This window comes from Hyphomicrobium sp. D-2, from assembly GCF_029872155.1.
Taxonomy (GTDB): Bacteria; Pseudomonadota; Alphaproteobacteria; order Rhizobiales; family Hyphomicrobiaceae; genus Hyphomicrobium_A.
This window is the reverse complement of the sequence record NZ_JARXLA010000008.1, coordinates 979,397-993,298: the sequence shown is the minus strand read 5'-3', so window position 1 is coordinate 993,298 and position 13,902 is coordinate 979,397. Positions and strand designations below refer to the sequence as shown.

11 protein-coding genes and 1 pseudogene are annotated in these 13,902 nt (G+C 62.0%); 2 read left to right on the top strand and 10 right to left on the bottom strand.

From position 1 onward, the window contains the following. Both QEZ49_RS17025 and QEZ49_RS17020 read right to left on the bottom strand, forming a co-directional pair. The gene (locus QEZ49_RS17025; RefSeq protein WP_280388529.1) at positions 1-1,824 is read right to left on the bottom strand and encodes a GMC family oxidoreductase N-terminal domain-containing protein; all 1,824 of its coding nucleotides are present in this window, start codon (positions 1,822-1,824) and stop codon (positions 1-3) included. Positions 1,825-1,890: 66 nt separating this feature from the next. Next, entirely contained in the window at positions 1,891-3,834 is a 1,944-nt protein-coding gene (locus QEZ49_RS17020; RefSeq protein WP_280388528.1) for a metallophosphoesterase, read from the bottom strand. Between the two features lie 461 nt (positions 3,835-4,295). On the opposite strand from QEZ49_RS17020, the gene QEZ49_RS17015 reads away from it, so the two are divergent. Continuing rightward, positions 4,296-4,811 (top strand): polymer-forming cytoskeletal protein, encoded by a 516-nt coding sequence (locus QEZ49_RS17015; protein WP_068460557.1) that lies wholly within the window; start codon positions 4,296-4,298, stop codon positions 4,809-4,811. A gap of 461 nt (positions 4,812-5,272) precedes the next feature. Here QEZ49_RS17015 and QEZ49_RS17010 read toward each other — a convergent pair whose 3' ends face one another. The 3 genes and pseudogenes from QEZ49_RS17010 to cysQ form a co-directional block, all read right to left on the bottom strand. Beyond that, entirely contained in the window at positions 5,273-6,736 is a 1,464-nt protein-coding gene (locus tag QEZ49_RS17010) for a hypothetical protein (RefSeq protein WP_280388527.1), read from the bottom strand. Positions 6,737-6,951: 215 nt separating this feature from the next. After that, a pseudogene (locus tag QEZ49_RS17005) lies at positions 6,952-7,419 on the bottom strand (DUF1134 domain-containing protein); the annotation flags it as partial. A 637-nt stretch (positions 7,420-8,056) separates the two neighbouring features. Continuing rightward, positions 8,057-8,884: a 3'(2'),5'-bisphosphate nucleotidase CysQ gene (cysQ, locus tag QEZ49_RS17000; protein ID WP_280388526.1), complete on the bottom strand. Its 828-nt coding sequence runs from the start codon at positions 8,882-8,884 to the stop codon at positions 8,057-8,059. A 307-nt stretch (positions 8,885-9,191) separates the two neighbouring features. On the opposite strand from cysQ, the gene QEZ49_RS16995 reads away from it, so the two are divergent. Further along, positions 9,192-9,833 (top strand): histidine phosphotransferase family protein, encoded by a 642-nt coding sequence (locus tag QEZ49_RS16995; protein WP_280388525.1) that lies wholly within the window; start codon positions 9,192-9,194, stop codon positions 9,831-9,833. Between the two features lie 381 nt (positions 9,834-10,214). On the opposite strand, the gene QEZ49_RS16990 is transcribed toward QEZ49_RS16995, so the two are convergent. The 5 genes from QEZ49_RS16990 to rlmJ all read right to left on the bottom strand — a co-directional run bounded on the left by QEZ49_RS16990 (position 10,215) and on the right by rlmJ (position 13,738). Continuing rightward, positions 10,215-11,216 carry a hypothetical protein gene (locus tag QEZ49_RS16990; RefSeq protein ID WP_280388524.1) on the bottom strand — a complete coding sequence of 334 codons (1,002 nt, stop codon included), beginning with the start codon at positions 11,214-11,216 and terminating at the stop codon, positions 10,215-10,217. Positions 11,217-11,354: 138 nt separating this feature from the next. Continuing rightward, positions 11,355-11,687, bottom strand: coding sequence for a hypothetical protein (locus QEZ49_RS16985; RefSeq protein WP_280388523.1), 333 nt, complete (start codon positions 11,685-11,687; stop codon positions 11,355-11,357). A gap of 279 nt (positions 11,688-11,966) precedes the next feature. Continuing rightward, positions 11,967-12,266, bottom strand: coding sequence for a hypothetical protein (locus QEZ49_RS16980; protein ID WP_280388522.1), 300 nt, complete (start codon positions 12,264-12,266; stop codon positions 11,967-11,969). A 169-nt stretch (positions 12,267-12,435) separates the two neighbouring features. Then, positions 12,436-12,648 (bottom strand): cold shock domain-containing protein, encoded by a 213-nt coding sequence (locus QEZ49_RS16975; protein ID WP_280388521.1) that lies wholly within the window; start codon positions 12,646-12,648, stop codon positions 12,436-12,438. A gap of 220 nt (positions 12,649-12,868) precedes the next feature. Then, a complete protein-coding gene (rlmJ, locus tag QEZ49_RS16970; RefSeq protein ID WP_280388520.1) occupies positions 12,869-13,738 on the bottom strand; it encodes a 23S rRNA (adenine(2030)-N(6))-methyltransferase RlmJ in 870 nt (289 codons plus the stop codon). Positions 13,739-13,902 lie beyond the last annotated feature (164 nt).

Genomic DNA, 13,902 nt, shown 5'->3' with positions numbered 1-13,902 from the left:
TTATTCTCCATTGGCCGGTTGCGGCGCGCGTCTAAGCCAGCGCGCAAACCAGGGACGCTGAGAGGAAGGCGCCGCGATAGCCACCGCTGCAACCGTCGCCGCATCTGGCGATGGCACCTGCATCGGCGCGCTTTCCTCGCGCATTTCCCAACCGTATTCTTCTGCCATCAAAATCATCGCGCGCTCGGCCAGCGCCGTGATCGTCAGCAAGGGATGTATGCCCAGCGGGCACGGAACAACCGCGCCATCGCAGACATAAAGCCCGCGATGGATCGCGTCGGGATTGGCTTCGACGCTGGCGTCGAACACCTGCCCCTTGTGATTGACGACGCCGGTCGCGGAACTCTCTCCCATCACACAGCCGCCGAGCGGATGCACCGTCATGGGATTGCCACCCAACGCCTTCTGCGACACCGGATTGCGGATATAGGTGCCGCCCGTGGCGTAGCTGGCGCGGCGCAACGCCTGATCGATACTCTGGAACGCGGCCTGATTGAGGGCACCATCCCATTCTATCGTGAGACGATCATCATAAAGATGCATGACACCGTCACCGGCATCGTGACCGACGGCCAGAAATGTCTGCGAGTTGTGGACAGCGCCGCTGTAAGCGCCATTGACGAGACTGGCAACGGTGTTCTGCAACCCGTCAAGTTGCACCGCCGACGTACGCTTCTCACGCTCGCCAAAGATTGCCGCTGTTGGAGCCAGCATGGCGGGCAAGCCAGCCGCGAACGAGCTGGGCAGCGCACATTCGCAAATCGCGATGCCATCGCGCACATCCGCCGTATCGCGCATGTCGATCAACGCGTTTACCGCCTGGCCAACGGGAGCCACCTGCGCCTTCGGCGGATGACCGATACCGATGCCATTCACCGGAATGTCGTTGTTATAGGAAAACGCGATCGCATCGCCGTTCGACGTGAAGCGATGCCCCAGCCATGGCGAAACAGCCAGCCCGTGCTGCTGCTGCGAGCGGAGCAGGATTTCTGTTGAGCCGAGCGTACCAGCAGCCAGCACCACCACTTCGGCGGTGATGAAATACTGCTGGCCGCGCGCGGCATCGGCGTCCGTCGGCGTTGCCGACACGCGCCAGCCGTCGTGCTCGTCCTTCGCCAGCGACAACACCTGAACGCCGGTAAAAACCTCCGCACCGAAGGCAGCCGCATCGGCGATGTAGGTGCAGGCGGTTGTCGTCTTGGCGCCGACATTGCAGCCGCCGCAGCAATCGCCGCAATCCGTGCATGCGGGCTGCTCAACACCCGCAGCATTCGGGCCGGACTTGAAGGCGACATGCAACGGAATGGGCTTCACGTTGCGGTCGAAAGCTTTTGCCGCCAGATCCAGTGCCGCCACCTTCTGATAGCTTTGCGCCTTTGCCGACGGTTCAGGCCGCAGCATATGGCGCGCCCGCACGAAGCCTTCCGCCAGCAGGCGGTCGGTGCGCAGCGGCAACGGCCATGCTTCGTCCTGAAACACGCGCGCATCGGGCATCAGGCACACATTGGCGTTGATGAGCGACGTGCCGCCCAGACCGCAGCCCATCAGCACATCGACATCCTTACCGACACGGACATCGAACAGCGCCAGCGGTGAGCCGATCCTGCCGTGCGTGCCGGTGAGCTGCGTTTCGGCGCTGGCGGCCGCGACGCCATCGGGGAAATCGCCGGGCAGAAACTCGCGCCCTCGCTCCAGCACGGCGACCTTGCGGCCACAGCGCGCCAGACGCGACGCTGCAACGCCTCCGCCGTACCCGGAGCCAACCACGACAACGTCGTAGTGCGCCCTGAGCCTGGAAGCGGGCATCGAAAGCCGCCCCTGCATACGCCTTTACTCTCCCCAGATCGGCAGCGCGGAACCTATTGGCGGCACCCGCACGGAACAAACAAATCAAACGCCAAATGATGACCCGCGCGGACGCGGTCGCTTCAAATCGCCGACACGAATTTCAATCGGGCTCTCGATCAGCTCGGGACGCATCGGCCGCGACGTCACGATCGACGGCCCGCTGGAATCTCCCAGGCCGCGATCCTTGGCGTGCTTCCACGCCCAGCGCCGTGGCGCACGTCGCAGCCCGATCGGGTAGATCGTGACCTTGTTCGGCTCCACCTTGATGCGCAGGAAATTCTTGAAGTCAGGGATCGCCATTGAAGCGAACGCCTGGTCGCAATGCAGCCCCATGAAACAGCAGATCGTGAGATAGGCACCCCACACAAAGCCCGCCGCTATGCCGCCGATGAAGATCATCGTCAGCGGGAAGATAACGATGGTGCGCAGCAGCTCGCGGACATCGGGCGATGTACGCAGATCAAGATTCTGCAACACTTCACGCGCCTGCGGCCACGCGGTTTCCACCATCCAGAACGAGAAGTAGGACACGGCATAGTAGAGCGCGATCATCATCGCGATGTGCGCCAGCCAGTGCAGCGTGCCCAGCGCGGCCTTTGCCTTTCCGCCCCACTCGCTGTCGGAATAAAAGTACAGCACCACCCACAGACCGAGACACCATATGCCAAGCACGACGTTGGTTGCCGCCGCCAGCGGTGCCAGCAGGAAGATGCCGGGCCACCAGTGGAACTCGGGATCATAAAGTAGCGTCTCGCCCACGGTCTTGCCGCCGTAGGGCGTGGTCGAGAACATCCAGATGATGACCCAGTAGATGAAACCAAGCGCAACCGAATAACCGTAGTTGCGGAACGGGAAGCCGAGCGTCGACAGACTGAGGCGGCGGCAGGTGCCGCGCGAGGGCCAGCACGAAGGCTCGTCTGTGCGCTCGCCGTCTTTCATCTTGCAGCGCAGATCGAGCTCGATCGATTCACCGGTGGCGGTGGTGATGGTGCGCTTGTCTTTCAGATAATGGGTGGGCGAGAAGTACGCACCGCCGCCGCCGGACGTGAAGAAGCTGGTGCCCGTTTCCGCCGAATGGAAGCGGCTGTAGTGATGCAGATCGCCCGACAGCACGGCCGGAATGCGCGCGCCGGCATCGGTGGCGATCTTGGTGATGGTGGCGAGATTGTCTTCGCCCTGCAGGCTTTCGTCGCGGTCGTAGTTCCAGCTCGGCTCCGGCGTGCAGAGGATGACCTTCGGCGCCTCGGTCGGATGGCGCTTCATTTCCTCGGCGACGCTTTCGAAATAGAGGATCTGGCCGGCGTCGAGATACTGGGCCAGCTGGATGTCGGCGCCCCAGATCCACCAGTTGTGCGGCAGACGGATCGCGAAATAGCTGCGGTGCTGCGGACAGAGCCAGCCGCCGATGCGGTTCTCGCTGGCGTGGCCAAACCGCGCCTTACAGAACATGTGATCGAACGAGCTGAGACCGTCGTACCAGTCGTGATTGCCCGGCAGCACAAACAGCTTGCGGCGCCAGCCACCATCGGCAGCGGGCGGTAGCGCGGTGGCATACGGCATCGCGAAACGCTCGCGATAGGCCTGACGGGTGGGGAATGGATAAACTTGGTCGCCGCCCATGATGAGCAGCTTCGGTGCCGGCAACGTGCCCGCGCCCTCCAGCGTCAGTTGCGGCGCACTGATGAGCGACGCGACGGCGTAGGTGGAATCGAACCCGTCGCCAAGGTCGGCCACATAGTCGAACCACACCGAGTTGCCGTCACTAAGCTGGCGCAGATCGGCATAGTCGTAGCGGCTGATGACAGACTTCATCACCTCCGGCGCGAAGCCGTCGATGGTTGCCTGCATGATGCGCTGGTCAGCGTACTGACCGAATATCTCCGACACGACCGAACGCCAGCCGGTGCTGACAAGATGCGCAGGACTGTACCAACGCACCATCTTCGGCAGTGCTTTGATATCAATTTCCCCCGAGCCGCCGGCCATGCCGCACTCCCCCTTCAACGCCACAATATTTTTTAGAACGGCACCCCGGCACGCCCCCATTGGAACGAGTTCAGGTTGGGTGCGGAGAGGAGTCTACAATGGCGGCAACGCCATGGCGGCTAGTGTTGCAGCTCGATCTCAGGGCAGATTTTTTGCACGGGCCGGGCGCGCCATTCCTGAACGGTCATCCCAGAGCGGATGGCATCATTGCACCCGATCCGCTGTTGAAACTGTTCGTCTGTCAGCGACAGTTCTCGGTACGACGACGGCGTGCGGATGCGAGCCCGGACATCAACCGGACGCGCAGCGACGGATGACGCAACGGATTAACGTTAAATCTATCCAAACCCCTGTATGGCCTCACTGGCAACCATGAGCCCCGATAGATTTCTCGACATGCCAAGGGCATCAGAGCATGTTCCGCGCGCATGGTTTCATGCGCCCGCCATAGGAGGTACGTTGTGTTCGGCCGCGGATTTAACCCAGATCAGAAGCCGGTAAATGCGCCGGGCACACCAATCACCCCTTCGGCTGGCATTGCCACACCGCCATCCGCAGGCATCCGCGAAGTGGCCCCGGCAAATCCCATGATGTCCCCCGCCAAGAACGCCTCCGTCATCGGCCCCGACCTTGCGATCGTCGGCCAGAAAATCACACTCATCTGCAAGAGCGCGCTTGTCATTTCCGGCGAGATTGCCGGTGACGTGCATGGCGACGACATCACCGTCAGCGAGACGGGCAAGGTGACTGGCACACTGGTGGCCCGCAACCTCTCGATCCACGGCGAGATCCACGGCCAGTTGCGCGGCGAAACGGTGGCGCTGTATGCCACCGCGCGCATCAATGGCGACATCACCCAGAAGAACCTGATGATCGCGGAAGGCGCGCAGTTCGATGGCCGCGTGCGCAAGGCCAAGGACGCCAGCGAATGGCAGCCTGCGCCGGACGCCGCCACGTTTGCTGCTCACAACGGCTGATACCCGGGACGAGGGCGCGGAACGGCGCGGGACACATCTCTCCGCTACCTGCCTCGCCAGCGACGCGCTGCAATCAACATCTAAGGGTGCTGCATGGGAATGCGGCGCCCTTTTTTTGCACCGGCGACACTGCTCTCTTCGTCATCGGCGACTCTCCTCCGGGGAGCCGGCCGCCGATGATAATTCTCCCTCGCACCGGCGACTCCGCTGCGCGGAGAACAGGCCGCCAGCGCTGATTGGTGCGCGCGGACCGCGCTCCTTCTCCCCCCGTCATCCCGACAACGGTCGGGATCCACGCCAGTTTGCGCATGGTTTTCGGTCAAAGAAGAATGCAGCCGTATGATTGGCGCGGCACATGTGCGGGCCGCCGTCGGAGCGGGTGTCCGAAGCGATCACGGAAGCTTTTTTAGACCGATGTTTCACGCTTCGGGCTGATAGGGTCCGAAGCCATCATGGTCTGGTCAGGCGGAATTCTTGTCGAGGCCGGTGATGCGATCGAGTAGCCGTGCCTTGCGCGGGCGCTGGATGTCACTGTCTTCGCCAATGGCGTCTGACACATGCTCGATCGGGGCCTCAAGCGCAGCCGCATCCAGCGCCTTCAGGAAGCCGCCGACACGGCGGGGCTCTGCGGCACCCTCACCGTCCGCGCCGGACGGCATTGCGGGAGGTTGAGTAGCAGAAGACGCAGCAGCTGGATCAGTTTCACCCGCCGCACGGACGAGCCGGGCGACGCGGGGATCGTTGATCCGCTCCGCCAGCGGACGCTTCAGCGCCTCAGCGCTTTCCGCCCCGCGCGATTTGGTCGTCGGCACCGAACCCAGACGGCGCATCTCTTCCATGAAGTAGGCAGCCTGACGGGCGAGCTTCTCGTTACTGGAAGCAACCTCGGCCCGCAGCGCCTGGATCGTGGTGGCCTGCTCTTCGGTCAGCGCCGAAACCGCCGACAGCCGCGCCTTCATGGCGATCTTGCTTTCCTTGACGCCGCGATCGTCCTGATCGCTGGCCTCATAGGTGACGAGCGCAGCCTTGAGGCGCGAAATCTCGGCCGCCTGATCCTGATTGATCGACTTCAGGCGGCGAAACTCCGCCTGCGCCTGATTGTCGAGCTTATCGACGGGAATGTCCTCAGCGGAGCGCATCGAGATCGAACCGTTGCGGCCGATGACCTTGGCCGGACGCACCGGATCGGCCGATAGCGTAATGCTGCCGGGCTTTGCATCCGCAGTGGCGCCATTGACGGCAGCCGCCTCGGCCTTGGCAAGCTGCGACTGCAGCTTCGCAACCAGTGCCGCCTGCTCACGCGCCTTGGCACGCAGCGCTTCAATCTCGGTACGCAGCGCCACTTCGCCATCATAACGCGGATCGGCAAAACCTTCGCGGCTACGGGCCGCGCGAGTGCTCAGCGCTGCCTTCAGGCGATGGACTTCATCTGACTGCTGCGCGTTGATCTGGGTTGCTTCTTCAAGCGCGCGGGTCTGCTTGTCGCTCGACTGGGTCAGCGTGACGATCTCGCGATCGCGCTGGAACAGCAGCTTGCGGGCTTCCGACAGGCGGCCTTCCACCTTCGGCAGGCGATCCAGAATTGTCTGTTCAAGAACCCGGCGCGCGTTTTCATGTTCTTCCAGCGCCGCGCTCTGATCGGCAACGTCGCCTTCAAGCTCACTGATGATGGCGTCGCGGCGGTTCAGCTCCACCATCTGGCGGGCCGAGGCATCGGCGGCCTCTTCCACCTTCTTCTCAAGCTTATGGATCTGAATGGCGAATTCAGCCCGCAGGCGATCCTTGTCGGCCCGGATCTCCGCCTCGGTGACGGGCATGGACGCCTTGAGCGCGCGGGTTGTGAGCCGGGCGACCCGCTTTCGATAAAGCGGAGCGACGAACAGCGCCAGCAGCGCTGCCGTGAGGAAGCCCAACGCTGCGAGCATGACCATCTCAATCGTGATCACGCCTGCGCCCTCGATTGCGCGTAGCTAGGCAACGCACGCCCCTCGCTGCCGGTCCCGGTGCCGGCCATCAAATCACACTCGCGGATTATCCGACGAGCCCGCCAGCTTAGCAACGCCTTCATTGCCAAAGCCAACATAGCTCTGCATCCCCCGCCCAGCGCCATCAGGAAGCCGGCCGGTGGTCGCACGGCGACTCAGAACGGATTCCACGTCGGAGAGCGGGTATACTTCAAATATCCAACATTGGCACCTAGGCGGAGGCCGATTCCCGAACGGATCGGCGCCAAGGTTACATTGCCATGGGTCTGATACTGGATGCCCACGCCGCCGACGACATACGCCGAGCCCTGCACACCGCCATAACGCTCATAGATTTGATCGGGATGCTGCAGGTTGTAAACCAGCACCATGGTCTTGGAGCCTTCGCCGCCGAAGTCATAACCGATTGACGGACCTTGCCAATATACCCGGTGCGTGCCCGCATCCTTGGTGTAGAGCGTGCCCTCGCCATAGCGCAGGCCGGCGATGAAAGCGCCACCCCCGTCGTTACCGAGAATATAGCCGTTGGGCCGGCCGGATTTGCGGAAGGCGTGCTCGATTACGCTGGCAAGCCCCTTGGTAACCGAGCCAAAAAAGCGACCGCCAGCCTCGACGATCTCATCCTGCGAATAGCCGCCCCCACCCCGCGGGCCGTCATCGGCGTAGCGTGGTGGCGGCTCATAGAGTTCGCCGGGCGCACGGTAGGGTTCGCCATAACCGCCCGGATCGGTGTCGCCATAGGCCGGTGGGGGTCCTGGCGGCGGCCCATCGCGGCGGGCACCAGGTTCGCCATCATAGCGTCGATAGCCATCGCCCTCGGAATAGGCGCCACCTGGACGGTAGGGCGCCTGCCCCGCAGCACCGCCGGGAGGCGGATCATAGCCATCCTGCGGCGGGACATAAGCGTCATCCGCAGGCGGCACGTAAGCATCGTTGCCAGTGCGTCCGCCTGAATAGGCACCATAGCCCCCTCCGGACTGCGCAAAGGCAGACGGCGCGCCTGCGCAAACCGCAACGATCGTCAGCAGCAAAAGCGTTGCAAACGCGGCCTGCATCTTGGCTGGCATGCTGATGGAAAAGTGGCGAGCGCCCGTTAGCACCATGATCATCCGTTATTTGCGCCGGGCTCTCGCCAGCATTAGCGGCATCCACAGCGGCAGTTGTTCGTTCAGGCCGCGCTTATAAGCGCGCGTATCACAGAACAAACTCGTGCAACGGAAAGTTCGCAAAAGTGTGGCCGCAGCGCGCTACAGCGTGGCCTTATTGCGGCACCGGCAGCAATGGCTCGCGCCCCCACGCAATGAAGTGCGGATTGGCGTAACCCTCAGTGCTCTTCCCATAGGAAAGCGGTTCGCCATCGAGCGTAGTGACACAGCCGCCCGCAGCGTTGAGGATCGCCTGCCCTGCCGCCGTATCCCACTCACTGGTTCGGCCAAGGCGCGCATAAAGATCAGCCTCGCCGCGCGCGATGAGACAGAACTTCAGCGACGAGCTTGCGCGCTTCTTTTCAGTGATCGGAAGCTGCTGCAGAAATTCATCCGTATTCTGCGCGGCGTGAGAGCGGCTGGCAAACGCCACCAGCGCAGCGCGATCGGGATCACGCGTTGCAAGCCGCGTCAGGCTGCAGGACGCAAGCGTTGCATTGCTGTCGTCGGGCTTGATGTGCGCTTCGAACGCTTCCTGCGGGCTGAGCGTTGCAAACAGTTCCGAACTTGCCGGCGCATAGATGATGCCGAACACCGGGCGATGGTCGACAACAAGCCCGATGTTGACGGTGAATTCGGGGCTGCCGCTGATGAACGCGCGGGTGCCGTCCAGCGGATCCACCAGAAAGAACGTGCTGCCGATTTCAGGTACGCGTCCGGCCGCAACCTCCTCTTCGGCAATCACCGGAATGCCTGGCGCGACCTGACGCAAAGCATTGATGAGCACCTCTTCTGCTTCCTGGTCAGCAACGGTAACCGGCGTCCTGTCGGCTTTGGTCTCAACTTCGACGCCGGACTTGAAGTGAGACATTTCAATACGTCCGGCGGCGAGAACGGCGGGCAGCAATGCCTCGACCAAGCCGCGGTATTCATCTAGCTTCATGAACCGCTCGTACCTTGATTCGCTTATCCGGCTCCGCGCCGTTGGGTTGCGGTCGGGATGCGGGATGGATGCCACTGCTGCTTCGTGGACAGGAGTAACAGCATAACCGGGCATACGTTTGCATGACGTTGCGGCGCGTGTAACAGAAGGCAAGAACACTTCGCAAGCGGCCAATACCTGCTGGTTGTGCCTTCAGGCTGTGCTCGCGGATGCGAAATCGCCCTTCGTTCGCCCAACGGCCGTGCACTTTGGACAGCTGTAACCGCTGTGTCATGCGGAACCGCGAATTTTCGCTTAGGGGGCATTGATGGGCGAGCGCGCCAATCCGACCGACCTTGAACTCGCTGCACTCATCTCCAGCAAAATCTGTCACGACGTCATCGGCCCGGTAGGTGCCATCTATAATGGCCTCGAGATCCTCGATGAGGATGACGATCAGGAGGCCAAGAATTACGCTCTGGACGTCATTCGGAACGTCACTGAACAGGCCTCAGCGCGCCTCCAGTTTTGCCGTTTTGCTTTCGGTGCGGCGGGCTCTGCCGGCGCCATCATCGACCTTGGCACCTGCGAACAGATTTCGCGCGGCTTCATTGGCAAGGGCAAGCATACGCTGGTCTGGAAGGTGACGCCGGGCCATATGCCCAAGGACAAGGCCAAGTTGCTGCTGAACCTTCTGGCCAGCGCGATCACCGCCCTGCCGCGCGGGGGCGAGATCGACGTGCAGATGGCGGGCACGATGGAAAAGCCGAACTTCCTGCTGCGCTGCAAAGGCACCAACGCACGCGCCCCGCTGCACCTGACGGAATTCATCGCTGGCGAGAACACTCCGCCGCTCGATGCGATGACGATCCAGCCCTATTACACGTGGCGACTGGCGGCTGCCGCCGACATGCTGCTGGCCATTCTGCAGGATGGCGACGACATTCTGTTGTCGGCGAAATCGACCTGATGGCGACGCGCGGCAAGCCGGATCAAAAGCCCGGTTGCCTAGGCAGTCGCCGCAGCCACAACCGCTCCTCGACCGCCAAAGACGATCATTTGATAAAAGCCGCCTCAACTCCACGGGGCGGCTTTTCTTGCGCTGCATGTGCGGCGCCTCGCGCGTTGGCGGCGGACACCTTAGCGCCCGTGCATCCCGCGAGGTCGTGGCAGCGCGCTCCAGCGAAAGCGCCAATAAAAAGCGCCCGCCTTTCAACCGAAAGGCAGGCGTTTTGAAATCAACGATGTCTCAGACTTACCGCTGCCGGTCCGTGAGCCGGAACCGCTTAAGCGCAACGTGCCAACTCAGCCAAACGAACCGGCGATTAATCTCGCCCGTAACGTGTTGGGCTCACTGCTGATCAAGCGGCGGGACGGATGCGGAAGCATGAGCGGGCTTCTGACTGGCTGTGCTGGCTGCGACCGCAGCGGCTGCTGCGGCCTTGGCCGCATTGGCCGCAGTTTCAGCAGCCTGGGCAGCGCGCTCAGCAGCGGCGGCGGCAGCGGCAGCAGCCGATGCGGCAGCGGCGCGATCCTGAGCCGAAGGCATTGCAGAAGCCGGAACAGACGGAGCGCTCACCATGCCAGCACCGCTCTGTAAGGCGCCGGTTTCAACCGTGGCCGCCACCGGCACTTCCGGTACCGCGATAGCCGTAGCGGTAGCGACAGCGGGCTGCACCAGCGGCTGGGCTACTTCAGCGGCGACGTCATCCAGCGGCTGCGGCGGCGTATCAACCGCGGCGGCCTCAACCGGCGGCTGTTCCGGCTCGCCGACAATCACGTCGGCAGCAGCGTGGGATTGGGAAGCATCAGCAGCACCTTCTGGCGCAGCGTCAGCATAGGTTTCGGACGGCGCGGGCTCATCCTGCTGTCCGGCAGCGTCGGCCTGGACAGCTTCGCCAGCCGAGGCGTCATCGTCGGCAGGTGTGCCAGCAATTGCCGCTGCGGTCTGGGGAGCTTGCTCGCCAAGTGCTTCAGCTTTGCGCACCGGCGTGCCGGGATGATCGCCGCCTTCTTCGCCGGTAGCGGACTGCTGACCAACCTTGCCGGCATCGCCGCCCCAGCAAACAGTGGCGCTGGCGGTGCAGGTGTATTCGTCGAACAGAATGACGTCGATGAAGAGCTCACAGCTGACGCTCTTCTTGCCCGTTGAATAGTTGGTCACGCCGTTCTGGGACGCCCACTCGGCGATGTGCTTGTCGAGCAGGTTCTTGGCGTCGTTGGTCGGGCCAACCTTGCCGTAGTCGTTGACCGTGAAGCCAAATTTCTTGCAGGCGGCATTGGCTGGTGTCGCGAGTGCCGCGACGGTGCCAAGGAACACCGTAGCTAAGGCGAGTTTAGGCTTAGCATGCATTGAATTTGTCCCCCGTAGGCGCAGAAACCTGTCCCGAAATTACAAAGCGTTATACCGGGGGCCGCAACCCCTTACTAGGCGACGCCCCAGCAAACATGTGTAAGGACAATTGCAGCGCAGTACGTCCTGCGCACTGCATCAGTTCATGTATGGTGAATTGCCGCCGTTGGGGCCGATTCCGGAGTCGAAGAAGAAGCCGCTATCGAACGGACCGCCCGGCGTCTGCTTGTTGATCGACGGATCGATGTAACCGCCGTAAAGCGCGAAATAACGGGCGATTTCTTCCGGTGTAGAGCTACGCTCAACGGCGTATGCGCGGCTGCGCGGAGCACGGCGTGCGCTCTTCTTTGACTTCGAGTATTCGCCAGCATGGGCACCCGGAGCAATGTATTCACCGGCACCCGACAGAGTGGCCAGCATCAGGAAGCCAGCGGCAGCGCAGACCCCCACGCAGATGCGAGAAAGGCTCATGATTTTAAGTCCTTATCGTTCTAACCACCCCAATGTGGGCCTCAAGATAGCCGAAAACACTCCGCCAGCGCGCAATTCCCGACCTGGGACGGCTTTTTTGGCGAACGTGTCACCCGACAACCACGCTTGCAGGCCGCTAGCTGCGACACGATCCGCCTTCGACAGCGTCGAAAGTGGCCATGGCACGGCATGGGCCATCGATATCATCGCCTCGATTCGGCGACCGATTCGTTAACGGACGAAAAAATCCCGTACCATTTTGATACGGGACCCATTTCGTCAGCTCGTTTTGCAGATGGTGGAAGTGCCCCGGCAGTTATAGCCCATGCCACCCGGCGAACACTTGTAAGCGGGCGTGCTGACGCGATAGCCCGGCGTTGAACCGCTTGCCATGAAGGCAGCCCAGACGCCCCAATCGAACGACTGCAGGATTGCTTCCTTGACCTGAAACTCGGCGCCATCGATGGTCGTGGCGGTTCCGGACGCTGATTTCTTGAAGCATTTCGCTTCCGCGTCACCGGAAAATCCGGCGCACAAAACGGCAAGAGCCAGCGCGGCCCCAAAGGACAACTTGCGCATCGTCAGTTCTCCATCATCACCTACAACATCAGGTGGACGGAGATTGCCTCGAGCGCGCGCCCTTGCCCATGGCCAGCGCGCGCCCAATCGAGATTGGTGGGGGATCCGTTGCCATACGGTGACGCTCCAAAGGGCCTGGAGCGTCAGAGGATGCCGGATAACTTAAGCGTCAGGAGTACTGGAGATTGACCGCCTTGGGGCCTTTGCCGCGCTTGTCTGGCTCGGTTTCAAACGAGATGCGCGCGCCTTCGTCGAGGTTTGGAATACCCGCGCGTTCAACCGCGGTTACATGGACAAATACATCTTTCCCGCCGTCGTCGGGAGTAGTGAAGCCATAGCCCTTCTGGGCATTATAGAATTTCACAGTGCCGCTCTGACGCATCGCGAAATCTCCTGCGTGTATCGTGAAATAAAAAAGCGCGGCCCGTCAGGGTCCGCGCCATGAAATGCTCGGGAAACCATTCGCAATGCGGTGAAAATAAGCGCGGGTAGATCGACATGCGCGCCACGATCTCAATGCCAACTTCCGATTCCGCGGGGACGACTGTGCCCCAAGCGCGCGAAGTATCAGTGAAATTTATGGGGTAGGCAAGCTTTGCTGGTTATTTTTGTCGCACCCTAACGCGATCGTTACCGAGATCGTCATAATTGAAGTGCGCACCGGCACCCTGTGCCAGAATTTTCACCAGCTCCGGCATCAAATTCTGCAGGATTCCGCCGAGAGTGAACGGCGCATTGACGATGACGAGCCCCGCGCCATTCAAGCGGGTTTCATCGGCGCCATCGCGGATCATCACCTCAAGCGCGACGGCTCTGGGCAGATCCAGTTCGGCAATGCGCCGACGGAACTCGGCCACCGGCCGCTGCTCCTTGATCGGATACCAGAGCAGGAACGTGCCGGCCGCAAAGCGACGTAGCCCCTGCTGCAATGCCTTGATCAACCGATCCAGCTCGCCCGGCACTTCGAACGACGGATCGACCAGCACAACGGCCCGCCGTTCCGGCGGCGGCAGTAACGACTTAACGGCTGTCCACGCATCCAGCCCCATGACCTTCACCTGCCGATCACGGGCAAACAGATCCTCCAGCGCAAGCCGATCCTCCGGATGAAGCTCGTTGAGGATCAGACGATCTTCGCGACGGATCAGATCGCTGGCGATAATGGGGCTGCCCGGATAGCGCAGCAGCTCGCCCTGCGGATTGAGGGCGCGCACGCAATCCAGATACGGCGCCAGAACTGCGCGGTTCTCGGGCGTCAGGTCCGCGCGCATCAAGCGACCAATGCCGTCGCGCCATTCGCCGGTTTTCTGCGCCTCAATGGCGGTGAGGTCGTAAAGCCCGATGCCCGCGTGCGTATCGATGACGCGAAACGGCGCTGGCTTCTGTTTCATGTAGTCGAGCACGAGCGACAGCACTGCGTGCTTGATCACATCGGCAAAGTTTCCGGCATGGTAGGCGTGGCGATAATTCATGGGCTCACGCTTCGGCGTGCCCGCGCAGACTGTCAAGGCAATTAGGCTCTGACTGTCGCGGACATGCCCATCTGCATTCTTCTGCGCCCGGGAGCATGATGAAGCTGGCGCAGATCCCGACCGTTGTCAGGATGACAGTGTGAGGCACTGTGCAGCGCTTCCGC

Coding starts and splice junctions, on each gene's coding strand:
- QEZ49_RS17025 (WP_280388529.1), bottom strand. CDS start 1,824: ATGCAGGGGCGGCTTTCGATGCCCGCTTCCAGGCTCAGGGCGCACTAC.
- QEZ49_RS17020 (WP_280388528.1), bottom strand. CDS start 3,834: ATGGCCGGCGGCTCGGGGGAAATTGATATCAAAGCACTGCCGAAGATG.
- QEZ49_RS17010 (WP_280388527.1), bottom strand. CDS start 6,736: ATGCTCGCAGCGTTGGGCTTCCTCACGGCAGCGCTGCTGGCGCTGTTC.
- cysQ (WP_280388526.1), bottom strand. CDS start 8,884: ATGAAGCTAGATGAATACCGCGGCTTGGTCGAGGCATTGCTGCCCGCC.
- QEZ49_RS16995 (WP_280388525.1), top strand. CDS start 9,192: ATGGGCGAGCGCGCCAATCCGACCGACCTTGAACTCGCTGCACTCATC.
- QEZ49_RS16990 (WP_280388524.1), bottom strand. CDS start 11,216: ATGCATGCTAAGCCTAAACTCGCCTTAGCTACGGTGTTCCTTGGCACC.
- QEZ49_RS16985 (WP_280388523.1), bottom strand. CDS start 11,687: ATGAGCCTTTCTCGCATCTGCGTGGGGGTCTGCGCTGCCGCTGGCTTC.
- QEZ49_RS16980 (WP_280388522.1), bottom strand. CDS start 12,266: ATGCGCAAGTTGTCCTTTGGGGCCGCGCTGGCTCTTGCCGTTTTGTGC.
- QEZ49_RS16975 (WP_280388521.1), bottom strand. CDS start 12,648: ATGCGTCAGAGCGGCACTGTGAAATTCTATAATGCCCAGAAGGGCTAT.
- rlmJ (WP_280388520.1), bottom strand. CDS start 13,738: ATGAATTATCGCCACGCCTACCATGCCGGAAACTTTGCCGATGTGATC.